A 23,683-nucleotide genomic window follows, 5' to 3' on the forward strand; every position below is an offset into this window, starting at 1 on the left:
CCTGATGCTCAAGATTGTTGTATCAACACATTGACCGGAAATTCCGACAGCACGGCGCTTAACATCAGCTCCTTTGAAGGGCTGACCACCGCGCTTGGGAAAAGTCCCATCGAGTTGGCGGGCGACAAGGCAAACGGCAGAATTACCCGGGTGTCGTCCCAGTTCTGTGCCGGGATCAACGGTATTGCAGCGCCGCCCAGCAGGCCGCTGGCCAGGCGTGGGGCGACGACGATGGCGCGGTGTTCTTCACCCAGCCGGGCAAACGCCAGCACCTTGTCGGCATGCCGGCCCTGCACGGTCAGTGGCAGGTAGGTGCCGCGCCGGAACAACTCGGCGTGGGCCTGGCGGCAGTCCAGCACCCGGGCCAGCAACGCTTGCTTGATGCGGCCGTCACGCCAGTGCGCGAGCAGCTCTGCGGCGGGCGTTGCGTCGTCCAGGGTGCGACGCCTGCAAGCGTAGTCCACCGGGCGGCGGTTGTCCGGGTCGACCAGGCTGAAATCCCAGTATTCGGCCCCTTGATAGAGGTCGGGCACGCCGGGCACGGTGGTGCGCAGCAGCGTTTGCACCAGGCCATTGAGGGCGCCGGGGCAGGCGATCAGTTGCGCAGCGTCAGCCAGCGACTGGCGCAGTTGGTGATTCTCACGGTCGAGCAACAGGCCATCCACATACGCGGCGCAGACGGCCTCGTAGGCCTCGTTCGGCGCGCTCCAGCTGCTGCGCAGTTTGGCCTCGCGCAGGGCCTTCTGCTGCCATTGGCGGATGCGTTCGGCGTACTGCTGCAGGGCGCTGTCGTCGTGCAGGTCAAGGTTCAGCGGCCAACTGCCCAGCAGCGTCTGCAACAGCAGCAACTCGTCGCCTGGGCTCGGTGCCAGGCCGTCGTCCAGTTGCTCGCGCAAGGGCGCTGCCAGCTCGCGCCAGTGTTCCACCCGGCTGGCGAACCAGGGCCCACGTTCACTCAGTACAGCCAGCCGTGCGCGGGTGTCTTCGCCGCGCTTGTGGTCATGGGTGGCGGTGGCCAGCAGGTTGTCGGGGAAGTCGCGCAGGCGGCGCTGGGCCTCGTTGTGGAAGTGCTCGGCGCTGGCACTGAAGCGTTCGGCTTCAAAGCCCACGTCATTGCGTGACAGCAGCCGCGCCGAGCGGTAGAAGGCGGTGTCTTCGACGGCCTTGGCGGCGCTGGGTGCGGTGAGTTGCTGGAAGCGTACGCAGGCATGGCGCAAGTGCTTGCGCGGGCGGCCGGGCGGCAGCTTGCGCCAAGGTTCGCCACCGAGCCATCGTTCGAGCTGGTCGAGCAGCGGCCAATCGGCTTCGGCGAGGTCCTGGCGGGCATTGGTCAGGGCCTGCTGGAAGAACGTTTCATCTTCAGCCGGCCGCCCGCAGGCGTTGAAGTAAGTACGGTACACCGGGTAATGGCTGACCAGCGCCTGCAACGCTCGGCGGATCGCCCCGAGGGTCAGGTCGCGGGTCATCAGGTCGTCGCGGGCAACCTGCAGCAGCGCCTGGGCCACCGACTCGCAGTCGCCGGCGAGGCTGGCGTTGAGCACCAGGTGCCGGGCCTGGCGCACCTCTTCGGCAAAGTCTGGGCGCTCGCTGACGTTGGCCCATAGTTCGGTCAGCGGTGCTTCGCCGGCCGGGTCATGCTGCAACAAGGACACCTGGTTCATGAACTCGTAGCCGGTGGTGCCATCGGTGAGCCAGTCGCGGTGCAGGTGTTCGTCGACGCCAAGGATCTTCTCGACATAGATCGGGAAATGTTCCAGCGCTGCATTCAGCGGGCGCCTGGCAAGCAGCCCCTCGACCCTGCGGCGCAGTTTGCGGCAGTAACCACGCGGGTCGGCCAGGCCGTCGATATGGTCGATGCGCAGGCCATCCACCAGCCCGCGCTCGATCAGCTCGAACAGCTTGGCGTGGGTCGCCTCGAACACCACCGAGCGCTCTACGCGCAGGCCACCCAACTCGTTGATGTCGAAGAAGCGCCGCCAGTTGATGTCGTCGGCGGCGGTGCGCCAGCTGGCCAGGCGGTAGGTTTGGCGTTCGAGCAGCAGGTGCAGGCGCTGCAGGCCGCTTTCGCTGCGGCTGTCGAAGGCCACCAGCGCGGATTCGAGGTCCGCGCCGTCGCGCACCAGGCGCGCCAGTTCACGCTGCAGATCAACGGCGGCGGCCAGTGGCTCGGCCGCATCGGCCAGCGCCGTGAAATGCTCGGCCAGGTATTTGAGGGCCGGCTCTGGGCTCAGGGACAAAATCCAGCCGTAATCGATCGGGCAGATCGGGAAGCGGTGCTCGTGATGAGCGACCTGCAACACACCGTGCTGCTTGTCGAACTGCAGCGGAATGTCGCCGTTTTTCAAGGCCGCGCCATAGTCGCTGCCGAGGAAGGGCAGCAACAGTTGGCCGGCCAGCAGCGGGTCGCTGGAGTGCCACTGGATGTCGAAGAATTCGGCGTACGGGCTACGCCGTCCCCACGCCAGCAGGCTTTGCCACCACGGGTTGTCGGCGCCGCCGACGGCCATGTGGTTGGACACGGTGTCGAGGATCAGCCCCATGCCATGCTGGCGCAGCGCGGCCACCAGCCGCTCCAGGGCTGCTTCACCGCCAAGTTCCGGGTTGACCTGGGTCGGGTCGACCACGTCGTAACCGTGGCGCGAACCTGCCCGGGCCTTGAGGATCGGCGAGGCGTACAGGTGGCTGATGCCAAGCTGGGCGAAGTAGGGCACCAGTGGCAGGGCATGGTCGAGGGTGAAATCGCTGTGAAATTGCAGGCGCTGGGTAGCGGTCAACGGCTTCATCGGTCACGCTCCCAGGCTTGTTCACGGGCCTGGGCCAGCAGCTCCAGGCGGCGCGCGGCGGCTTCATCGTCGAGCAGGTCGCGCACCGGGGCGGCGAAGCGCCGGCGCCAGTTGGGGTGGCCTTCGGTGGTGCCAGGCAGGTTGGGTTGCTCGTCGCTGCCGAGCAGGTCTTCCAACGGGATCAGCACCAGCGGTGCGCGGGTGTGGCCGATGTAGCGGATAGCGGCGTCGATCACGTGCTCGTCGTCCTTTTGTGGGCCGTAACTGGCTTGCAGGGTGCGGCGCAGGCCGTCACTTTCTTTTTGCCGTGCTTGGCGCCAATGCTGTTCGGTGTCGGCATCGATCAGTTGCAGGCGGTGGCTCCAGTCGATGTCGCGGCTTTGCAGCCAACCGGCCAGCGGCGCCAGGTCGTGGGTGCCGGTGGTGGCCAGGGCATTGTCCGGCCAGTCGAGGATCGGCGTGAAACGGCCAGGCTGGGTTTGCTCGAAGGGCAGCACGCGCATGCCCAGCACGGCCTTGTCGGCCAGTTGTTCGCGCAGCCCTTCGGGCACCGTGCCAAGGTCTTCGCCGAGGATGATCGCCTGGTGCCGCACCGACTCCAGGGCCAGCAGGCGCAACAGGTCTTCCAGCGGGTAGTGCAGGTAGGCGCCTTCGCTGGGTTTGCAGCCGCGAGGGATCAGCCACAGCCTGCGCAGGCCCATGGCATGGTCGATACGCAGGCCGCCGGCATGTGCAAGGTTGGCCCGCAGCATCTCGATGAAGGCGCGGTAGCCGTTGCGCTTGAGGCCCTCGGGGGAGAAGGCGCAGATACCCCAGTCCTGCCCGGAACGGTTGAGGATGTCGGGCGGGGCACCGACCTTGAGGTTGGCCAGCAGCTCATCCTGGCGGCTCCAGGCCTGGCTGCCGGCACCGTCGGCGCCCACTGCCAGGTCGGCGATCAGGCCGACCGCCATGCCATTGCTGCGTGCAGCTTCTTGCGCACGCTGCAGGCTACGGTCAGTAAGCCACTGGCAAAAGGCGTGGAACTCGACCTTGGCCGGGTACGCGCTGGCGAAGGCTTCGACTTCGGGGTGGTAAGGGTCGTGCCAGGCGCTGGGCCAGTTGCGCCAGTCGGCGCCCAGGCCATGGTCCACGGCTTGGGCCTGCAGCACTTCGAAGCGGCAGTGGTGCTCCAGGGCCTGGCCACCGGCTTCGCGAAAGCTGTCGAAGTCGGTACGTAGCGGGTGATCACCCTGGCTGAAGTCCTGGTACAGGGCTTCGAGCAGGCGCAGGCGGGCGTCGGCGGCCCGGGGCCAATCGACCAGGGGCTGCTGCTCAAGGTCTTCCAGCGTCTGCTCAAGCCCCGCGGCCTCAATGGCCATGCGCACGGCACGCTCACCGAGCAGGGCGGCGGGGCTGGCGTAGAGGGTGTTGAGCAGCAGGCGGCTGGACGGGGAGTAGGGGCTGTAGTGCTGCTGGTCGATGGCCGACAGGGCATGAATGGGGCTGATCGCCAGGGCATCGGCACCGCGTTCGGCGGCGGTGCGTGCCAGTTGCTCCAGGGCCAGGCAGTCGCCATAGCCGCCATCACCGGGGCGGCGCAGGCTGTAGAGTTGCACCGCAAGGCCCCAGCAGCGGGGTGGTGGTTGCTCGACGGCATCGTCCAGGCTGTAGCAGCGCGGCGGGGCCACGGCCAGGGTGAAGGCACGGCCGTCGACGTCTACCTGGTGGTAGCCGATGGGCAGCTCGCCGGGCAGGCGTGCCTGGGCGTCGAGGGTCAGGGCTAGCCTGGTGTCATCTTCAAGGGTGCAGTGCGCGGTGCTCCCTGCGCTGAAGTAGCGGCCCAGCGCCAGCGGCTGGCCAAGGTCGGCAGTCAGCAGCGGTGGCAGATGCTCGCTGTCGTCAGCGGTTTCCACCGCCCGCAAGCTGTTGTCGATGGCGTTATCGTCACTGGCTGGGTGGCCGAGGCCTTCGAGCACTTTGCGCAGTACTTCATCAGCCACCTGTTGTGGCCGGTTGTTGGCGTCGACCCAGTCGCGGGCAAGCCCGACGTGGGCGGCCAGACGGTGCAGTGCGGTTTCGCTCATGGGCTCTCCTGGCCAGGTGCAAGCAGGCTGACCACGCAGCTGTATGCGGATAGCGCGGTGTCGGGGTGCGTGGTGTCGCTGCTGTCGAACAGGCGGTTTTCGGCGGCGGGCAGTTCGACCGGCTGTGGCGTGGCGGCCAGGTTCAGGTCGATGCGCAGGGTATTGCCGTTGCCCAGGCGCCAGCGTGCGGTCAGCGCTTTGTCGCCCAGCACCTCGGCGCCCAGCGCACGGCTGCCGGGCAGGTGCGGGATGACGTGGCGCTGGCGCAGGTGGAGCAGTTGCTGATAGAGGCCGTGCCAGCCGGCGATGACTTCCTGGCGCTGCGGCCGTGAAGCCTCGAAGGTTTGCTCGGCGTTGGGGTCGGGGATGCGCTCGCGCTGCTCGGGGTCGGCAAATGCCGTGAAGTGGGCAAACTCGCCGCGTCGGCCCTCGCGCACAGCGTCGGCCAGTTCATCGTGGAAATCGGTAAAGAACAGGAACGGCCGGCAACTGCCATCGTCGTCACCCATGAACAGCAGCGGGATCATCGGCGACAACAGCAGCAGGCCGGTGGCCGCACGCAGGGCTGCGGGCGGGCACAGGCGGGTCAGGCGTTCGCCCAGGGCACGGTTGCCGATCTGGTCATGGTTTTGCAGGAACAACACGAATGAACTGGGCTCCAGGTGCCCGCTGGGTTCGCCGCGTGGCGTGCCGTGGCGGTTGGGCTCGCCCTGGAAGACGAAGCCTTCGGACAAGCACCGGGCCAGCTGGGTGATCGGCTGTTCTTTGTAATCGGCGTAATACCCTTCTGTTTCGCCGGTAAGCAGTACGTGCAGGGCGTTGTGGCCGTCGTCGTTCCACTGGGCATCGAAACCCTTGCCCAGCAACGAGGCCTGGTTGTGCTCGTTTTCCAGTACCAGCCATATCTGCCGGCCCGGCGCCACTGCGGCGCGCACCCGCTGCGCCAGCTCGACCAGAAAGTCGGGCTGGTCGATGGCGTGCACGGCGTCCAGGCGCAGGCCGTCGCAGCGGTAGTCGCACAGCCACATCAGGGCGTTCTGGATGAAGAACTCGCGCACCTCGGGGCGGCGAAAATCGATGGCAGCGCCCCAGGGCGTCTGCCGGTCCTCGCGAAAGAACGGGCTGGCGTACTGGTGCAGGTAATTGCCGTCTGGGCCGAAGTGGTTGTAGACCACATCCACCAGCACCATCAGGCCCTCACCGTGGGCACTGTCGACCAGCGCGCACAGCTGCTCCGGGCTGCCGTAGGTATGTTGCGGTGCATAGGGCAGCACACCGTCGTAGCCCCAGTTGCGCTCGCCGGGGAACTGCCCCAGGGGCATCAGCTCGATGGCACTGATGCCCAGCTCGGCCAGGCGTGGCAGGTGCCGGGCAACGCCGGGGTAGCCTTCGAGTACACCGACGTGCAGCTCCTGAATCACCGCTTCGTGCCAGGGGCGGCCTTGCCAGGGGTGTTGCCAGGCATAGGCCTGGGTGTCCACCACCTGGCTCGGGCCCTGTACGCCCTCGGGTTGGAAGCGCGAGGCCGGGTCGGCCACCTGCAGCTCACCGTCGATGCGATAGTGATAACGGGCGCCGGCCTGGCACGCGGCAACCGCCGTGTACCAGCCATCGCCTTCGGGCAGCAGCTCGACAGGCGGCTGCCCCTCCAATTCCAAGCTCACGTTGCGCGCATCCGGCGCCCACAGGGCGAAGCGCGCCGACGTGGCGTCCATTAAGTGTGCGCCATGCCTGTGCATCTTCCACCCCCTGCTCAGTAGTGGCTGAGTTGTGTCTGCTTGACCAGGTCCTCGTAGAGGCGGGCGTAGGGTTCTACTGCCTGGCACCAGTTGAACGGCTGGGTCATCGACAGGCAGCGCATGGCATTGAGCAGGTTCTTCTTGCCGTAGACGTAGAAGGCACGGCCCAGCGCTTCGCGGTAACTTTCCACCGTGGACTCATCGAACAGGAAGCCGGTTACACCGTTCTCGATGGTGTCGGCCAGCCCGCCGGTGTTGCGTGCCACGGGCAGCGAACCGAAACGCTGCGCGTACATCTGGCTCAGGCCGCAGGGCTCGTAGCGCGACGGCATCAGCAGGAAGTCGCTGCCGGCGAACATGCGCCGGGCGTCGGTCTCGTTGAAGCCGATCCGCACACCGATGCGGCCCGGGTGGCGCACGGCCAGTTCACTCATGGCCTGCTCTTCTTCAGGCTCGCCACGGCCGATGATCGCGATCTGCCCCCCCTGTTCGACGATGTAGTCGGCCACACCCAGGGTCAGGTCCAGGCCCTTCTGGAACACAAGGCGAGAAACTACGGCGAACAGTGGCCCTTCGGAGGGTTCCAGCTCGAACAGGCGGCGCACTGCTTCGGCGTTGCGTGCCTTGCCGTCCCAGTCGTTGATGCTGAAATTGTGCTGCAGGTGCTGGTCGGTGGCCGAATCCCAGCTCTCGTCGATGCCGTTGGGGATGCCACCAAGCAGGCCTTGCTGGGCCTTGCTGGCGAGGAAGCCATCCAGGCCACAGCCGAATTCCGGCGTGGTGATTTCGCGGGCGTAGGTGGCGCTGACGGTAGTGATGTGGCTGGAGTACGCCAGGCCGGCCTTGAGGAACGACAGCTTGCCGTAGAACTCCATGCCTTCCTGCTGCATGGCGTGGTCGGGGATCGCCAGTTCCGGGCTGCAGGCACGGCTGTACACACCCTGGTAAGCCAGGTTGTGAATGGTGAACAGGGTCGGCGTGTTCAGCCCGCGCCAGTGCATGTAGGCCGGGGCCAAGCCGGCAGGCCAGTCATGAGCGTGCACCACTTCAGGCTTCCAGTGGATCTTGCCTTCGCCCGCGGCGATCTCGGCAGCAGCCAGGCCCAGGCGGGCGAAGCGGATGTGGTTGTCGGGCCAGTCGCGACCGTTGTTGGCGCCATAGGGAGAGCCGTCGCGCTGGTACAGTTCGGGGCAGATCAGTACATAAATGACCAGGCCATCAGCCATGTCCATGCGGCCGATCTTGCACGGCGGCAGGGCGGCGTGGCCACCGAGTTCGCCAACAATGTGAATGGGGTTGTCGCTTTCCATCACTTGGCGGTAGCCCGGTATCAGCACACGCACATCGTGCAGGTGCGCCAGCGCCCTTGGCAGCGCCGCGGATACATCGCCCAGGCCGCCGGTCTTGACCAGGTCGGCGATCTCCGAGGTAACGAAGAGGATCTTGCGTTTGTTCGGGTTGTGCTGGCGCTGGGCGCCGGGTGCCTTGCCTGTCGTGGCGAACTCCGGGGTGAGCGGTTCGCGGTTTTCCGGTTTGAATGAATCTACGTGAGGTTCGACAGCGGCACTGATCATACTTCTCTCCGTCCCTATCCTATGCCGGGTGCTGGCACCCGTTGTTCTATATCGTTCTGGTTATCTCTATTGCTTGTCGTCTTGTTGCGGTCCTTGCCCCAAGGTCGTGCGCACATGCACGGCGCGATCGGCATTCCGGCCGAAAGCGATTGGACTGGTTGGGGTGGCAGGCCGTGGCGTGGGATGCCCCGATGCGATTGGCCTACTTAGTTGCTGACCCGCCCCCATTTGCAAAAGTTCGACTTTTTTACGTCGCTCTTGCTATGAGCAAATGCCGGGCCGAAAGCTGAGTGTAGGAGAGAGGGAGATAAAAAGGTGACCCATTGGTCACTTTCGTTATGACGCGAGATAGACGCAAACGTTGGCGTGTGTGACGGGATGTGAATGGGGTGTTCGAAGGTGGGGCGCGGGGTGTTTTGAGGTGTGCAGTATTGTGGCGTAGGCGGGGAGGATGCCCTAACGTGGTGCGTGGCTGATCAGCCTGGATGAGCGTGGTGGGAGCGTTCGGCTCCCACCGTATGAGCAATACCTTTAAAGGCTGACGGTTTTGTCGCCGGAGCGCGCTTGCTCCAGCAGCATGTGCAACTGAGCGACCTGTTGGCGCAGCAGTTCACGTTCGTCTTTCAGTTTGCGCAGTTCATCACGGCGTACGGAGACATAGAGGGTCTGGGTGGGGGTGGCAGGCATCAAGGTACCCATGTATACACCTCGCAGTTTTGGCTGGTGACAGTTAAAGCGTAGACGCTTCACGCGGCGCGCATTCTGAATTCTTTCTGCGACCATGGGAACTTTTTTGTTTAACGTTGTCTTGCCGTTCGTCGCTGAACCCTCGGGCGCTGCGCTGGACTAATCTGAATCGCTGGACTGAGTTGTCATTCATTTATCAAGGGGAGCATCGGCTCATGCAACTGGGAATCGTCGGGCTGGGCCGCATGGGCGGCAATATTGCAAGGCGCCTGATGCGCGCCGGTCACCGCACGGTGGTCAACGACCGCAACCGTGAAGCCATCACCGCGCTGGAAGGCGAGGGCGCCCAAGGTGCCCACGACCTGGGCGCGCTGGTGCAAAAACTGAAAGCGCCGCGCGCGGTGTGGGTGATGCTGCCGGCGGGCGAGCCGACCGAGCAGACCATTGCGCAGCTGGCCGAGCTGCTGGAGCCGGGCGATGCGATCATCGACGGCGGCAATACCTTCTACAAGGACGACATGCGCCGCGCCGCCGAACTGGCCAAGCGCGGGCTGCATTACCTGGACGTTGGCACCTCCGGCGGTGTGTGGGGCCTGGACCGTGGCTACTGCATGATGATCGGCGGCGAGAAAGACGTGTTCGAGCGCCTGGAGCCACTGTTCAAGGCCTTGGCGCCGGGCGTGGGCGACATCCCGCGGACCCAGGGCCGCGAGGGTGAGCACGACCGTGCCGAGCACGGCTACATCCACGCAGGCCCGCCCGGTGCCGGGCACTACGTGAAGATGGTGCACAACGGCATCGAATACGGCCTGATGCAGGCCTATGCCGAGGGCTTCGACCTGCTGCGCAGCAAGGGGGGCAACGAGCTGCCCGAAGAACAGCGCTTCGACCTGAATGTTGCCGAGATCGCCGAAGTGTGGCGCCGGGGCAGCGTGGTGACGTCCTGGTTGCTCGACCTTACCGCCGATGCCCTGGTGGCCGACCCGCAACTGGCGCAGTTCAGCGGCTCGGTGTCCGACAGTGGCGAGGGCCGCTGGACCATCGACGCGGCCGTCGAACAGGCGGTGCCGGTGCCGGTGCTGTCCAGTGCGCTGTTCGCGCGTTTCCGCTCGCGTCAGCAGCAGGGCACCTACGGCGACAAAGTGCTCTCGGCCATGCGCCTGGGCTTCGGTGGCCACGTCGAGAAAAAAGGCCAATGACCCAAAAGACCATACCTGCTGCTCCGCCTTGCACATTGTTCCTGTTCGGCGCCAACGGTGACCTGGTCAAGCGCCTGCTGATGCCGGCGCTGTACAACCTCAGCCGCGATGGCCTGCTTGACCGCAACCTGCGCATCGTCGGCGTCGACCATAACGCCGCCACCGCCGAGGCGTTCGCCCAGCGCCTGCACGACTTCATGCGTGAGCGTGACAAGGGCGGCGAGGGCGCGGCCAAGGGCGTGGACGAAAAACTCTGGGCACGCCTGGCCAAGCGCCTGGACTACCAGACGGGCGATTTTCTCGACCCGGCCACCTACGCGGCGCTGGCCAAGCGCATCGACAAGACCAGCCACGGCAACGCCATCTTCTACCTGGCCACCTCGCCGCGCTTCTTCCCTGAAGTGGCGCAGCGCCTGGGCGAGGCAGGCTTGCTGGATGAGTCTGGCGGGGGCTTTCGCCGGGTCGTGGTGGAGAAGCCATTCGGCACCGACCTGGCGAGCGCCGAGGCACTCAACGCCTGTTTGCTGAAGGTGATGAGCGAGCGGCAGATCTACCGCATCGACCACTACCTGGGCAAGGAAACCGTGCAGAACATCCTGGTCAGCCGGTTCTCCAACGGCCTGTTCGAGTCGTTCTGGAACAACCACTACATCGACCATGTGCAGATCACCGCCGCCGAGACGGTCGGTGTCGAGAGCCGTGGTGGTTTCTACGACACCACTGGCGCCCTGCGCGACATGGTGCCCAACCACCTGTTCCAGCTGCTGGCGATGGTCGCCATGGAGCCGCCTGCAGCCTTCGGCGCCGACGCCGTACGGGGCGAGAAGGCCAAGGTCATCGGCGCCATTCGCCCCTGGTCGGCGAAGATGGCCCTGAAAAACTCCGTGCGTGGCCAGTACACCGCCGGCAAGCAGGGCCGCAAGCACCTGGCCGGGTATCGCCAGGAGGAACGGGTGGCGGCCGACAGCCAGACCGAAACCTACGTGGCCCTCAAGGTGATGATCGACAACTGGCGCTGGGCCGGCGTGCCGTTCTACCTGCGCACCGGCAAGCGCATGAGCGTGCGCGACACCGAAATCGCCATCTGCTTCAAGCCCGCACCGTATGCGCAGTTTCGCGAGTCCGAGCTGGAGCGGCCCAAGCCCAACTACCTGAAGATCCAGATCCAGCCCAATGAAGGCATGTGGTTCGACCTGCAGGCCAAGCGCCCGGGGCCGGAGCTTGTGATGGAAAACGTCGAGCTGGGTTTTGCCTACAGGGACTTCTTCAAGATGACCCCGGCGACCGGTTACGAGACGTTGATCTATGACTGCCTGACCGGCGACCAGACCTTGTTCCAGCGGGCCGACAACATCGAGAACGGCTGGCGTGCAGTGCAGCCGTTTCTCGATGCGTGGGCCCAGGACAGCGAGGTGCATGAGTACCCGGCCGGTGAGGATGGGCCTGAGGCTGGCAATGAATTGCTGGCCCGCGACAAGCGTGAGTGGCACAGGTTGGGGTGACTGAGCTGGCCTGATCGCCGGCATGCCCGCGATCAGGCCGACGCTGTCCCCTTCAAGTTCAGAAACCACAGGAGACCGCATGCCCGCCCACATCGAAGACTACGCCCTGCTCGGCAACTGCCGCAGCGCCGCCCTGGTCAGCCGTGACGGCTCCATCGACTGGCTGTGCCTGCCCCGCTTCGACGCCCCCGCTGTTTTCGCCGCCCTGTTGGGCAACGAAGAAAACGGGCGCTGGCGCCTGGCCCCCTGCGACCCCATCGAACACACCAGCCGCACCTACCTTGAAGACACCCTGGTCATGGAAACCACCTGGGTGACCGCCAGCGGCCGCGCCCGCGTACTCGACTTCATGCCCTTGAACGATGTCAACTCGGTGGTGCGCATCGTCGAGGGTGTTTCCGGCGAAACCAATTTTGAAATGGACCTGGTGATGCGCTTCGATTACGGCCGCAGCGTGCCGTGGGTGGAAAAGCTCGACCCGCTGACCCTGAGCGCGGTCGCCGGCCCTGACCGGCTGATCCTGTGCAGCACCGTACCCTCGCATGCCCGCGACCACCACACCGTCGCGCGGTTTCGGGTTTGCGCCGGTGAACGCCAGGTGTTCAGCCTGCGCCACCAGCCTTCGCACCTGCCGGTGCAGCCCGACTGTGACATCGAACAGGCCCTCGAACACACCATTGATCACTGGCAGGCCTTTGCCGCTCGTTGCCCTGAGGTCGGCCCGTACAGCGCCAAGGTGCGCCGCTCGTTGCTGACCCTCAAGGCCATGACCTACGCACCCACTGGCGGCATCGTCGCCGCCGTCACCACCTCGCTGCCCGAAAGCATCGGCCATGAGCGCAACTGGGATTACCGCTTCTGCTGGTTGCGTGATGCGACCATGACCTTGCTGGCGTTCATGAACCTTGGCTATTTCGACGAAGCCCAGGCCTGGCGCGAATGGCTGCTGCGCTCGGTGGCCGGCAACCCCGAGCAGATGCAGATCATGTATGGCCTGGCCGGCGAGCGCGACCTGCAGGAGTACACCTTGCCCTGGCTGGCCGGGTACGAGCACTCCCAGCCTGTGCGCGTGGGCAATGCCGCTGCGCAGCAGATGCAGCTGGATATCTACGGCGAGCTGGCCGACGCCATGGCCCAGGCGATCAAGGGCGGGCTGCCCCGGCACCCGCGCAGCGCGGCGATCTCCCGTTTGATCTTGCCGTATGTCGAGCGCATCTGGCGCGAGCCGGACGAAGGCATCTGGGAAGTGCGCGGCGGCAGGCAGCATTTCGTGCATTCCAAGGTGATGGCCTGGGTCGCCTTCGACCGTGCGGCGGGCCTTGCCGACACCCCCGAAGAGGGCCGTGAGCGTAGTCGGCATTACCGGCAGGTGGCAGACGAGATCCGCCGTGAAGTGTGCGAGCGCGGGCTGGATGCCCACGGCCAGCACTTCGTCCAGGCCTACGGCTCGACCGAAATTGACGCCAGCCTGCTGCAGATTGCCCTGACCGGTTTTCTGCCAGTGGAGGATGAGCGGTTTCTGCGCACCTTGGAGCAGATAGAGCAGCGCCTGCTGAAGAACGGTTTGCTGATGCGCTATGACAGCGACCGCTGCAGCGACGGCCTGACGCCAGGTGAGGGGACGTTCCTGGTCTGTTCATTCTGGCTGGCCGACGTGTATGTGCTGTTGGGGCGCCAGGATGAAGCGCACGCGCTGTACGAGCACCTGACCGGGCTGTGCAATGACGTGGGCCTGCTGGCCGAACAGTACGACCCGACCGGCAAGCGCATGCTCGGCAATTTCCCCCAGGCCTTCAGCCATATCGGCATCATCAATACGGCGTTGAACCTGCACCGGGCGCAGTGCCCCGTACGCGATCGGGCGAGGTGTGGGTAGTGCCGGGGCGCCTGATACCAAAGGGCGAGCAGAATGAGGGCCGTTGCGGCGGCCCATCGCAGGCAAACCAGCGCCAACAAAGGGTGCATGGGTACTAGGAACGGCATGGCCAACCACAAGATCGAAATTCGCCGACGCAACATCGAAAAAATCCTCATGGCCGCTGAAAAGGTGTTCGCCGAGAAGGGCTACGGCGCCACCTCCATGGGCGATATCGCCGAACAGGCCGAGCTGCCGCGCTCCAACCTGCATTACTATTTCAGCACCAAGGACGATCTGTTTCGCGCGGTGCTGCAAGACCTGCTGGATGTGTGGAAGCAGGACGCGCTGTGCTTCGAGAACTTCGACGACCCACGGGTGGTGCTGACCAGCTACATCCGGGCAAAGATGGGCCATTCGCGCTCGCGGCCGCTGGGCTCGAAGATCTGGGCCGAAGAGATGCTGCATGGCGCGCCGCTGCTCGGGGTGAGCCTGGAAGACAGCCTGGTGCCTTGGGCGAAGCTCAAGGAAGACAAGATCCGCCGTTGGGTGGAAGAAGGGCGCATTCTGCCGGTGGAGCCTTCGGCGTTGCTGTACATGATCTGGGCATCGACCCAGCACTATGCCGACTTTGGTTACCAGGTTGCCGTGCTCAATGGGGGTGAACCGCTGTCGGACCTGGCGTTCGAGAGCGCGGTGCAGACGGTGACGTGTGTAATCTTGCGTGGCATTGGCTTGGAGCCTTGAACTGTCGGGGCCGCTGCGCGGCCCATTCGCCGGCAAGCCGGCTCCCACAGGTATGGCCTGTTCCCAAGAAGCTGGACACCAATCCAACCCTTGGGGCAGTCCAGGAACTGCATAGCGATCGAGAGCGGCGCCGTACCTGTGGGAGCTGGCTTGCCAGCGAATGGGTCGCGCAGCGGCCCCAATGGGCTCAGCTCGCTTCGCGGTAGGGGTTGCGCGGGTCCTGGGTCCAGTTCAGGTACGGCTTGCCGGTGTCCTGCGCGACCATGTCGATGCAGCTTTCCACCGGGCAGGTGATCTGGCACAGGTTGCAGCCCACGCACTCGTCCTCGATCACGCTATAGACATGCGTCCCGTCAGCCTTCAACGTGCTGGCAATGGCCTGGTGTGAAGTGTCTTCGCACGCGATATGGCAGCGCCCACAACCGATGCAGGCAGCCTGGTCGATGTGCGCCACCGACTTGTAGTTGATGTCCAGGTACTTCCAGTCGGTGGTATGCCCTACGGCCTGGCCGCGGAATGCCTCCAGGTTGGCGTGCCCGTGCTGGTCCATCCAGCGCGCCAATCCGTCCTTCATGTCCTCGACAATGCGAAAGCCATGCAGCATTGCTGCGGTGCACACCTGCACCGCACCACTGCCCAGGGCAATGAACTCGGCAGCATCGCGCCAGTTGCCGATGCCCCCGATACCGCAGATCGGCAAGCCGCGGGTTTCCGGGTCTCGGGCGATTTCAGCCACCATGTTCAGCGCAATGGGTTTAACGGCCGAGCCGCAGTAGCCACCGTGGGTGCTCTGGTCACCGACGATCGGGTGGGCGACCATGCGGTCCAGGTCGACGCTGGTGATCGAGTTGATGGTGTTGATCAGCGACACGGCATCGGCGCCGCCGCGATGGGCCGCCCGGGCCGACTGACGGATGTCGGTGATGTTGGGCGTGAGCTTGACGATCACCGGCAACGAGCAGTACGTCTTGCACCAGCGGGTCACCATCTCCACGTACTCTGGCACCTGGCCGACTGCCGCGCCCATGCCGCGCTCGGGCATGCCGTGCGGGCAGCCGAAGTTGAGTTCGATGCCGTCGGCGCCGGTAGCTTCCACCAGCGGCAGGATGAACTTCCACGACTCTTCGACGCACGGCACCATCAGCGACACGATCAACGCCCGGTCGGGCCAGTCCTTCTTCACCTGGGTGATTTCACGCAGGTTGATCTCCAGCGAACGGTCGGTGATCAGCTCGATGTTGTTGATGCCCTGCACCTGGCGGTTGGCGCCAAAATGCGCCGAATAGCGCGATGACACGTTGACCGCTGCCGGGTCCTCGCCCAGGGTTTTCCAGACCACGCCGCCCCAGCCGGCCTCGAAGGCGCGGACCACGTTGTAGGCTTTGTCGGTCGGCGGCGCGGAGGCCAGCCAGAACGGGTTGGGGGCCTTGATGCCGGCGAACACGATAGACAGATCGGCCATTTATGCAGCCTCCACATTGAGCATGAGTTGGGCATGGATGGCTTCAGCCGCCAGCTTGCCGTGTTGCACGGCCTGGACGGTGAGGTCCTGGCCCAGGGCAGTACAGTCGCCGCCGGCATAAACCCCCGGGAGGCTGGTGCGCATGCCCTCGTCGACGCGGATGCGTTCGCCGTCGCGGGCCAGTTGGGCGGCCAGTGGGTCGCTCAGGCTTTGTTCGTCGAAGCGTTGGCCGATGGCCTTGAAGATGGCGTCGGCTGGCAACTCGAAGGTTTCACCGGTATCGCGCAGGCGGCCTTCCGCCAATTCGGTACGGGCGAAGCGCATGCCGCGTACGCGGCCGTCATCGTCCAGCAGCACGGCGTCGGGGCGCGACCAGGTGTGCAGGCGCACCTGGTTGGCCTTGGCAATGTCCTGTTCATGACCGGTGGCGCCCATGTCGGCGTGGCCGCGGCGGTACACCAGGTTGACGTCGCGGGCGCCGAGGCGGCTCATCTGCACGGCCATGTCGATGGCGGTGTTGCCCGCGCCGATGACCAGGCAACGCTGCGCCAGTGGCAGTAGCGACAGGTCGTCAGCCTGGCGCAGTTCACGGATATACGCGGTAGCGGCCAGCAAGCCGGGCGCCTCTTCGTCGGCCAGGCCGAGCTGGCGCACCGCGTTCAGGCCAAGGCCGAGAAACACGGCGTCGTACTGATCGCGCAGTTCGGTCAGGCTCAGGTTGGCACCCAGGCGTTGGCCGTGACGGATTTCGATGCCACCGATGCCAAGCAGGAACTCCACTTCGCGCTGGGCGTAGTCGTCCACCAGCTTGTAGCGGGCGATGCCGTACTCGTTCAGGCCGCCAGCTTTTTCACAGGCTTCGAACACCACCACATCATGGCCGTGCAGGGCCAGGCGATGGGCGCAGGACAACCCGGCCGGCCCGGCACCCACCACGGCGATGCGTTTGCCCGTGGAGGGTGAGCGCTTGAACGGGTGTTCGCTGAAGCCGGCATTGTCCAGGGCATAGCGTTGCAGCTGGCCAATCAGCACCGGCGCGCATTCCTGGGCGTTGTTGCGCACGCAGGCCTGCTGGCAGAGGATTTCGGTGGGGCACACACGGGCACAGCTGCCACCCAGGATGTTGGCCGAGAGAATGCGCTCGGCGGCCCCTTGCAGGTTGTCGTCGCTGATACGGTGGATGAACGAGGGGATGTCGATTTCGCTCGGGCAGGCGTTCACGCACGGGGCATCGTAGCAGTAGAGGCAACGTGCGCTCTCTACGGCGGCCTGGCGGGCGGTGAGCGGCGGCGCGAGGTCGGTGAATTGCTCGGCCAGCTGGTCGGCGCCGGCCCGGGGGCGCGGCAAGTGGTTCAGGGCATCGATCACGGTTGTAGCCTCTCTTTTCTTTTTTGGTTTTGGCAGTCAACGGCAATACGGCGCCGCCCGGCCTCTGGGGGCCGGTACGGCATTGCGGGGTGGCTCAGCGCTGAACGGGCGTCGGGCGCTGCTGCTCGGCGCGGCGGCCCAGTACCTCGTACACCGAGGGGTAGGCCGGGCGCTCCACGTAACGACCGGCGCCAGCTTCTGCGCGCAGGTCGCCATCGGCCCAGACCAGGCGGCCCTGGCTGATGGTGTGGCTGGGGATGCCGCGCACGGTGCGGCCCTCGAAGATGTTGAAATCGACGCGCTGGTGGTGCGTCTGTGCCGAGATGGTGCGCGTGCCCTGTGGGTCCCACAGCACCAGGTCGGCATCGGCGCCGACGCGGATGGCGCCCTTGCGCGGGAACAGATTGAAGATTTTCGCGGTGTTGGTGGAGGTCAGCGCGACGAATTCATGCATCGACAAGCGCCCACTGTTGACCCCAGCGTCCCACAACACCGCCATGCGGTCTTCGATGCCGGCAGTGCCGTTGGGGATGCGGCTGAAATCGTTGCGGCCCATGGCTTTCTGTTCGGCGCAGAAGCAGCAGTGGTCGGTGGCGGTGGTGTGCAGGTTGCCCGACTGCAGCCCGCGCCACAGCGCCTCCTGATGCTCGCGCGGGCGGAACGGGGGGCTCATCACGTAGCCGGCGGCAGTGGCCCAGTCCGGGTTGCGGTAGACGCTGTCATCGATCAGCAGGTGGCCGGGCAGCACTTCACCGTACACCGGCTGGCCTTTGGCCCGGGCGTAGGTGATTTCGTCCAGCGCTTCGCGGCTGGAAATGTGTACCACGTACAACGGTGTACCAATGGTTTCAGCGATGCGGATAGCGCGGCTGGCGGCTTCACCTTCAACTTGCGAGGGGCGCGACAGCGGGTGTGCTTCCGGGCCGGTCAGCCCCTGGGCGAGCAGTTTTTTCTGCAGGTGGTAAACCAGCTCGCCGTTTTCGGCGTGCACCGTAGGTACTGCGCCCAGCTGCAGGCAGCGTTCGAAGCTGGCCACCAGCGTGTCGTCGGCGGCCATGATGGCGTTCTTGTAGGCCATGAAGTGCTTGAAGCTGTTTACCCCATGGTGGTTGACCAGCTCGCCCATTTCTTCGGCAACCTGCTCGCTCCACCAGGTGATGGCGACATGGAAGCCATAGTCGCAGGCGCTTTTCTGCGCCCAGCCACGCCAGGTGTGGAAGGCCTCCAGCAGCGACTGCTGGGGGTTGGGGATGACGAAATCGATGATCGACGTGGTACCGCCCGCCAGCCCTGCAGCGGTGCCGCTGAAAAAGTCTTCACTGGCCACGGTGCCCATGAAGGGCAACTGCATGTGGGTGTGCGGGTCGATGCCCCCGGGCATCAGGTACCTGCCGCTGCCGTCGAGGATCTCGCAGTCGGTGGGGGCTTCAAGGTCTTTGCCAATGGCACGGATCTGGCCATCGACACAAAGCACATCGGCGGGGTAGCTCTCTTCGTGCGTTACCACGGTGGCGCCACGGATCAACAGGGACATGCCGTCTTCCTCGCAGGCTGACCGGTCTGGGCCGGTTCTTGAGTTTTTATGTGCCAGTGGCTGAGGGCTGGTTAATCCTGTCAGGCCTGACAAGATTGAAATCTAGATGCTGAATTTGGATTGTTCAAGAAAATAATTTATGAGCTTATAACTTTAATAAATGACTGATATTTAAGGATTTATTGTTCAGTTCACCAAAATGGTGAGCCTGTTCACCATTTTGACGCACTTGACAAGAAGCCAAATTGGTCAAGATTTTCCATGCAAAATCAGCTGCTTGAAACCTGGCTTCGAAGCGCCGGACGCGCTTGTGAAAAACCAGGTTGCACCAGTTTGAACCCTACTGCTGGGGGCCAGGGCCGGCCCCTAACGCAGTGAGCGACAGCCGATGGAATAACCGTGCCTTCGGTTGAAGTCGATATATGCCTTGCAGATCAGTTGATTACCTCCGGTCGGCGGCGGCCGGCCGGGCAGACGCAGGCCTGCCCGGCACGCAATTTGAGTACGGCCACAACCGCCAGGCCGGACCGGAGGAGCAGTACTGGTGGTGTGTGTACTCCGGCCATCGCATTAGCCCGATGAGCAAACAATTAGAAAAACTGGAGAAGGCCCCATGCAACAGAGCAGATCCGAAGTGGTCGAGCAGGCTGGCCTGTTCGAGCTGTCCGCAGGCAATGACGTCCTCGACAGCCCGCGCTACAACCACGACATCGCACCGACCAAGGTGCACCAGCGCACCTGGAACAAGTGGCACATCACCGCGCTGTGGGTGGGCATGTCCATCTGCGTACCCACCTACACCCTCGGCGGCGTGCTCACGGCCTATTTCGGCCTGAGCGTGGGTGAAGCGTTGCTGGCGATTCTGTTGGCCAACCTGATCGTGCTGATCCCGCTCACCCTCAACGCATTCCCCGGCACCAAGTACGGCATTCCGTTTCCGGTATTGCTGCGCTCATCGTTCGGCATTCTCGGCTCCAACGTGCCGTGCCTGATCCGCGCGGTGGTTGCCTGCGGCTGGTTCGGTATCCAGACGATGTTCGGTGGCTTGGCCATTCACCTGTTCCTGGGCTCGATTTTCCCTGAGTGGAAGGCCTTGGGCGGCACCGGTGAAGTCATCGGCTTCATGGTGTTCTGGGCGCTCAACCTGTGGGTGGTGTTGCGCGGTGCGGAGTCGATCAAGTGGCTCGAGACCTTGTCAGCGCCGCTGCTGGTGGCGGTGGGCGTCGGCCTGTTGTTCTGGGCGTTGCCGCACATGTCGATGACCGAGCTGCTGGCCCAGCCACCCAAGCGTCCCGAGGGGGCTAGCGTGGTCAGCTACTTCTGCGCGGGGCTCACGGCGATGGTTGGTTTCTGGGCCACGCTGTCGCTGAACATTCCGGACTTCAGCCGTTACGCCAAGAGCCAGAAAGACCAGATTCTGGGGCAGATCTTCGGCCTGCCGCTGACCATGTTCCTGTTTGCGTCGCTGGGCGTGGTGCTGACCGCCGCTTCGGCATCGCTGGTGGGTGAAACAGTGTCCGACCCGGTGAGTTTGATCGGCAAGATCCACAGCCCGGGTTGGGTGGCCCTGGCCATGGCGCTGATCGTGATTGCCACGCTGTCGACCAACACGGCGGCCAATATCGTCTCGCCGACCAACGACTTCCAGAACATCGCCCCGCGCCTGATCGGGCGCAGCCGCGCCGTATGGCTGACCGGTTTCATCGGCCTGGCGCTGATGGGCCATGAGCTGCTGAAGAAGCTCGGCTGGATCGTTTCCGACCTGAGCCTGGAGAGCGTCTATTCCAACTGGTTGCTGGGCTACTCCAGCCTGCTCGGGCCGATTGCCGGGATCATGGTGGTGGACTACTTCCTGATCCGCCGGCAGAAACTGGACCTGGCAGGGCTGTACCGCGACGACGTCTACCCGGCCTGGAACTGGGCAGGCTTTGCCGCCTTCGCGCTGCCGGTGGCGCTGACCGTGATGGCCATCGGCAACAGCAGTTTCAGCTGGTTCTACGACTATGGCTGGTTTACCGGTTCGCTGCTTGGCGGGGCGCTGTACTACGCGCTTGGTGCCGTGGCGGTGCGTGGGCCAGTGCAGCCTGTGATGAATGCCGATAACAAAAACGCCTGAGGAGACACGACCCATGACCCCAGCCCAGCATGTGCTGCAATCCACCGAACGCCACGTCAGCAGTGAGCGCTTGTGGCAATCCCTGATGGCGCTCGCGCGCCTGGGGGCCACGCCCAAGGGCGGTGTCTGCCGCCTGGCATTGACCGACCTCGACCGCCAGGCCCGCGACCTGTTCGTTGAGTGGTGCGAGGCTGCTGGCTGCAGCGTCAGCGTCGATGGCGTCGGCAACATCTTCGCCCGGCGCCCCGGCCGCAACCCCAAGCTGCCCCCGGTGATGACCGGCAGTCATATCGACACCCAGCCCACCGGCGGCAAGTTCGATGGCTGCTTCGGGGTGATGGCGGGCCTGGAGGTCATCCGCACCCTCAACGACCTCGGCATCGAAACCGAGGCACCGCTGGAAGTGGTGGTATGGACCAACGAAGAAGGTTCGCGCTTCCCGCCGTGCATGATGGGCTCGGGGGTATTTGCCGGCAAGTTCACCCTGGAGGACACCTTGGCCAAGCGTGACGCCCAGGGCGTGACGGTGGGCGAGGCGTTGAACGCCATTGGCTATGCCGGCCAGCGGGCGGTGCTTGGCCACCCGGTGGGCGCGTATTTCGAAGCGCACATCGAGCAGGGGCCGATTCTTGAAGACCAGGCCAAGACCATCGGCGTGGTGCTCGGCGCACTGGGGCAGAAGTGGTTCGACCTGACCTTGCGCGGGGTCGAAGCGCACGCCGGCCCTACGCCGATGCACCTGCGCAAGGACGCTTTGGTTGGCGCCGCAGCGGTGGTCGAGGCGGTCAACCGCGCGGCCCTTGGCCATCAACCGCATGCTTGCGGCACGGTCGGTTGCCTGCAGGCCTACCCTGGCTCACGCAACGTGATCCCGGGCGAAGTGCGCATGACCCTGGACTTGCGTCATCTCGAAGGCGAGCAGCTCGATTCGATGATCGCTGACGTGCGTGCGGTCATCGACGCCACCTGTGCCAAGCACGGCCTGAGCCACGAACTGACCCCGACGGCCGACTTCCCCGCGCTGTATTTCGACCGTGGTTGCGTCGATGCGGTGCGCGATTCGGCGCAGGCTCTGGGCTTGGCGCACATGGATATCGTCAGCGGGGCAGGGCATGACGCGATCTTCCTGGCCGAACTGGGGCCGGCGGGGATGATCTTCGTGCCCTGCGAGAATGGCATCAGCCATAACGAAATCGAGAACGCCACCCCGGAGGACCTGGCGGCAGGCTGCGCGGTGTTGCTGCGGGCGATGCTGGCGGCGTCGGAGGCGATTGCCAGCGGGCGTTTGGCTGCTTAGGGCCTGTGCTGGCCTGCTCGCGGGCCAAGCCCAAACGCTAACTTACTGATTTGACGGGGTTCCTGTAGGAGCGGCTGCAGCCGCGAACACCGGCGAAGCCGGTGCCATCCACCGCGGCGCCTGCTTCGCGGCTCAAGCCGCTCCCACACAGAGGCAGCCATCACGCCCAATGTGATAACGCTGCAGGTCCCGCGCCAGCGTCAGGTTGCCGCTGTACTGCGCCAGCGCTTCTTCGCGCACGTCGTCGATGCACGGGCTGCGTCGCGGGTCGGGCTGGTAGCGGGCACTGAAGTGTGTGAGCACCAGGTTGCGCACCCCGGCCGTTTCGGCAAAGCGCGCCACCTGAGCCGCACTGCTGTGACCAAAGGTGGCCCCGCTGCGCTCGATGATCGGCTGGGTGAAAGTCGCTTCGTGCACCAGCACATCGGCACCCTTGGCGACCTCAGCGAGCAACTCGGGGCTGTCGTTGTCGCCACAGACAATCACCTTTCGCGCCGGGCGCGAGGCCCGCAGGTAATCGCGGCCGTGCAGCACCCGACCTGCATGTTCGGCGGAATGCCCCTTGGCCAGCTCGCCCCACAACGGGCCGCGTGGGATGCCCTCTGCGTCCAGGCGCTGTACGTCCAGGCGCGGCTCGGGGTTGAGTTCGGTGAACACGTAGCCGACGCTGGGTACCCGGTGCGACAGTTGCACGGTGCTGACGCGCAGCGTATCGCTGCACCAGTCGGTCAGTTGCTCGACTGCCAGCAAGCGCAACTCGAATGGCAGGAAGGTATCGCTGGCGGCCAGGCCCAGACGAAGCCAGTCGTGCAGTGCAGCAGGCAGAATCAAGTCCAGGGGTTGGGTGCGCCCGCTCATGCCGGCACTGGCCAGCAGGCCGGGCAGGCCGAAGCAATGGTCGCCGTGCACATGGGTGATGAACACCCCACGCAGATCGCGTATCGACAAAGGCGTGCGCAGTAATTGATGCTGGGTGCCTTCGCCACAATCGACCAGGTACCACTGGCTACCGCTGGCTTCGATGACCGCGGTGGCGCTGACATTGCGGGCCTTGGTCGGCACACCGGCCGAGGTGCCTAGAAAAAGTAGGTCCATTGTGCGTCGACAGTGGCAGGTTTCGGATGCTGAGAGGGCGCACACCTTAGCCGGATTGAGGCCCGGCGTCGATGGTGTGCACCCGGCGCAGGTTACTCCGCCTGGCGCCAGATCAGCTTGCTGGTGTCATAGCCTTGCTTCTGGGCGATCGCCAGCAGCTGTTCGCGGGTCTGGTCGGTAATGGCCGGCGTGCGCGACAGCAGCCACAGGTACTCCCGGTTCGGGTGCCCGACCAGCGCCACGCGGTAGTCCTTGTCGTGGTACAGCACCCAGTATTCGCCCTTGGTCAGCCCTGGCGCCAGGCGGCTGAACCAGTTGTCGAACTGCACCCAGAGCTTGTCGGTCTTGCCAGGCTGCTGGGCCTCGGCGATACCCTTGGCCTCGTTCAATTGGCCGTCCTTTTCCTTGCAGCGGTTGGTCACGTCGATGCGCCCGTCCTCGCGCAAGCCGTAGTGCGCCTCGGACTGCACGCAGTTGCGCTGGAAGAACATCGGCAAGCGCGCCAGCTCGTACCAGGTGCCTTGGTAGCGTTGCAGGTCGACCTGCTGGGTGGTGGGCGGCGCCCGGTGTTCGTCGCCTGAACCGGCGCAGCCGGCCAGGGCTAGCGTTATGCAGGAAAGGATCAGGGTTTTACGCATCGGCATGGCGAACCTCCTGGA

General features: G+C 64.9%; 16 protein-coding genes. 6 read left to right on the forward strand and 10 right to left on the reverse strand.

Annotated features, from left to right (window positions below; all coding sequences use genetic code 11):
* Positions 1-8: 8 nt before the first annotated feature.
* The 5 genes from ABEH27_RS02700 to ABEH27_RS02720 form a co-directional block, all read right to left on the reverse strand.
* Positions 9-2,783: a malto-oligosyltrehalose synthase gene (locus tag ABEH27_RS02700; RefSeq protein WP_346612087.1), complete on the reverse strand. Its 2,775-nt coding sequence runs from the start codon at positions 2,781-2,783 to the stop codon at positions 9-11.
* Positions 2,780-4,849 (reverse strand): 4-alpha-glucanotransferase, encoded by a 2,070-nt coding sequence (gene malQ, locus ABEH27_RS02705; RefSeq protein ID WP_346612088.1) that lies wholly within the window; start codon positions 4,847-4,849, stop codon positions 2,780-2,782. The genes ABEH27_RS02700 and malQ overlap by 4 nt, the downstream gene beginning before the upstream one ends.
* Positions 4,846-6,588, reverse strand: coding sequence for a malto-oligosyltrehalose trehalohydrolase (gene treZ, locus ABEH27_RS02710; protein WP_346612089.1), 1,743 nt, complete (start codon positions 6,586-6,588; stop codon positions 4,846-4,848). The genes malQ and treZ overlap by 4 nt, the downstream gene beginning before the upstream one ends.
* A gap of 14 nt (positions 6,589-6,602) precedes the next feature.
* The gene (glgA, locus tag ABEH27_RS02715) at positions 6,603-8,162 is read right to left on the reverse strand and encodes a glycogen synthase GlgA (protein ID WP_346612090.1); all 1,560 of its coding nucleotides are present in this window, start codon (positions 8,160-8,162) and stop codon (positions 6,603-6,605) included.
* Between the two features lie 531 nt (positions 8,163-8,693).
* Complete coding sequence (locus ABEH27_RS02720; RefSeq protein ID WP_346612091.1) at positions 8,694-8,861, reverse strand: DUF6026 family protein; 168 nt, start codon at positions 8,859-8,861, stop codon at positions 8,694-8,696.
* Between the two features lie 104 nt (positions 8,862-8,965).
* On the opposite strand from ABEH27_RS02720, the gene gnd reads away from it, so the two are divergent.
* The 4 genes from gnd to ABEH27_RS02740 all read left to right on the forward strand — a co-directional run bounded on the left by gnd (position 8,966) and on the right by ABEH27_RS02740 (position 14,152).
* On the forward strand, positions 8,966-10,048 hold the full coding sequence (gene gnd / locus ABEH27_RS02725; protein WP_346612092.1) for a phosphogluconate dehydrogenase (NAD(+)-dependent, decarboxylating): 1,083 nt from the start codon (positions 8,966-8,968) through the stop codon (positions 10,046-10,048).
* Positions 10,045-11,550, forward strand: a complete 1,506-nt coding sequence (gene zwf / locus ABEH27_RS02730) for a glucose-6-phosphate dehydrogenase (protein WP_346612093.1) — start codon at positions 10,045-10,047, stop codon at positions 11,548-11,550. Before gnd ends, zwf begins: the two co-directional genes overlap by 4 nt.
* Before the next feature lie 79 nt (positions 11,551-11,629).
* Positions 11,630-13,426: a glycoside hydrolase family 15 protein gene (locus ABEH27_RS02735; RefSeq protein ID WP_346612094.1), complete on the forward strand. Its 1,797-nt coding sequence runs from the start codon at positions 11,630-11,632 to the stop codon at positions 13,424-13,426.
* A gap of 105 nt (positions 13,427-13,531) precedes the next feature.
* Positions 13,532-14,152 (forward strand): TetR/AcrR family transcriptional regulator, encoded by a 621-nt coding sequence (locus ABEH27_RS02740; RefSeq protein WP_346612095.1) that lies wholly within the window; start codon positions 13,532-13,534, stop codon positions 14,150-14,152.
* Between the two features lie 187 nt (positions 14,153-14,339).
* Here ABEH27_RS02740 and preA read toward each other — a convergent pair whose 3' ends face one another.
* From preA to hydA, 3 genes are all read right to left on the reverse strand, one after another.
* Entirely contained in the window at positions 14,340-15,614 is a 1,275-nt protein-coding gene (gene preA, locus ABEH27_RS02745) for an NAD-dependent dihydropyrimidine dehydrogenase subunit PreA (RefSeq protein WP_346612096.1), read from the reverse strand.
* Positions 15,615-16,982 carry an NAD(P)-dependent oxidoreductase gene (locus ABEH27_RS02750; protein ID WP_346612097.1) on the reverse strand — a complete coding sequence of 456 codons (1,368 nt, stop codon included), beginning with the start codon at positions 16,980-16,982 and terminating at the stop codon, positions 15,615-15,617.
* A 94-nt stretch (positions 16,983-17,076) separates the two neighbouring features.
* A complete protein-coding gene (gene hydA / locus ABEH27_RS02755; protein ID WP_346612098.1) occupies positions 17,077-18,516 on the reverse strand; it encodes a dihydropyrimidinase in 1,440 nt (479 codons plus the stop codon).
* A 613-nt stretch (positions 18,517-19,129) separates the two neighbouring features.
* On the opposite strand from hydA, the gene ABEH27_RS02760 reads away from it, so the two are divergent.
* Together ABEH27_RS02760 and ABEH27_RS02765 are read left to right on the forward strand one after the other, a co-directional pair.
* Entirely contained in the window at positions 19,130-20,632 is a 1,503-nt protein-coding gene (locus ABEH27_RS02760; protein ID WP_346612099.1) for an NCS1 family nucleobase:cation symporter-1, read from the forward strand.
* Positions 20,633-20,645: 13 nt separating this feature from the next.
* Entirely contained in the window at positions 20,646-21,929 is a 1,284-nt protein-coding gene (locus ABEH27_RS02765) for a Zn-dependent hydrolase (protein ID WP_346612100.1), read from the forward strand.
* 132 nt (positions 21,930-22,061) lie between these two features.
* On the opposite strand, the gene ABEH27_RS02770 is transcribed toward ABEH27_RS02765, so the two are convergent.
* Complete coding sequence (locus ABEH27_RS02770; protein WP_346612101.1) at positions 22,062-23,024, reverse strand: MBL fold metallo-hydrolase; 963 nt, start codon at positions 23,022-23,024, stop codon at positions 22,062-22,064.
* 92 nt (positions 23,025-23,116) lie between these two features.
* Positions 23,117-23,668 carry a lipocalin family protein gene (locus ABEH27_RS02775; protein WP_346612102.1) on the reverse strand — a complete coding sequence of 184 codons (552 nt, stop codon included), beginning with the start codon at positions 23,666-23,668 and terminating at the stop codon, positions 23,117-23,119.
* Positions 23,669-23,683: the final 15 nt, after the last annotated feature.

The sequence above is a fragment of the Pseudomonas sp. P39-UII1 genome (genome assembly GCF_039672635.1).
Lineage (GTDB): Bacteria > Pseudomonadota > Gammaproteobacteria > Pseudomonadales > Pseudomonadaceae > Aquipseudomonas.

Excerpts from the sequence above, each read along its gene's own strand:
- ABEH27_RS02700 (WP_346612087.1), bottom strand. The coding sequence starts at position 2,783 with ATGAAGCCGTTGACCGCTACCCAGCGCCTGCAATTTCACAGCGATTTC.
- malQ (WP_346612088.1), bottom strand. The coding sequence starts at position 4,849 with ATGAGCGAAACCGCACTGCACCGTCTGGCCGCCCACGTCGGGCTTGCC.
- treZ (WP_346612089.1), bottom strand. The coding sequence starts at position 6,588 with ATGCACAGGCATGGCGCACACTTAATGGACGCCACGTCGGCGCGCTTC.
- glgA (WP_346612090.1), bottom strand. The coding sequence starts at position 8,162 with ATGATCAGTGCCGCTGTCGAACCTCACGTAGATTCATTCAAACCGGAA.
- ABEH27_RS02720 (WP_346612091.1), bottom strand. The coding sequence starts at position 8,861 with ATGGGTACCTTGATGCCTGCCACCCCCACCCAGACCCTCTATGTCTCC.
- zwf (WP_346612093.1), top strand. The coding sequence starts at position 10,045 with ATGACCCAAAAGACCATACCTGCTGCTCCGCCTTGCACATTGTTCCTG.
- ABEH27_RS02735 (WP_346612094.1), top strand. The coding sequence starts at position 11,630 with ATGCCCGCCCACATCGAAGACTACGCCCTGCTCGGCAACTGCCGCAGC.
- ABEH27_RS02740 (WP_346612095.1), top strand. The coding sequence starts at position 13,532 with ATGGCCAACCACAAGATCGAAATTCGCCGACGCAACATCGAAAAAATC.
- preA (WP_346612096.1), bottom strand. The coding sequence starts at position 15,614 with ATGGCCGATCTGTCTATCGTGTTCGCCGGCATCAAGGCCCCCAACCCG.
- hydA (WP_346612098.1), bottom strand. The coding sequence starts at position 18,516 with ATGTCCCTGTTGATCCGTGGCGCCACCGTGGTAACGCACGAAGAGAGC.
- ABEH27_RS02760 (WP_346612099.1), top strand. The coding sequence starts at position 19,130 with ATGCAACAGAGCAGATCCGAAGTGGTCGAGCAGGCTGGCCTGTTCGAG.
- ABEH27_RS02765 (WP_346612100.1), top strand. The coding sequence starts at position 20,646 with ATGACCCCAGCCCAGCATGTGCTGCAATCCACCGAACGCCACGTCAGC.
- ABEH27_RS02770 (WP_346612101.1), bottom strand. The coding sequence starts at position 23,024 with ATGGACCTACTTTTTCTAGGCACCTCGGCCGGTGTGCCGACCAAGGCC.
- ABEH27_RS02775 (WP_346612102.1), bottom strand. The coding sequence starts at position 23,668 with ATGCCGATGCGTAAAACCCTGATCCTTTCCTGCATAACGCTAGCCCTG.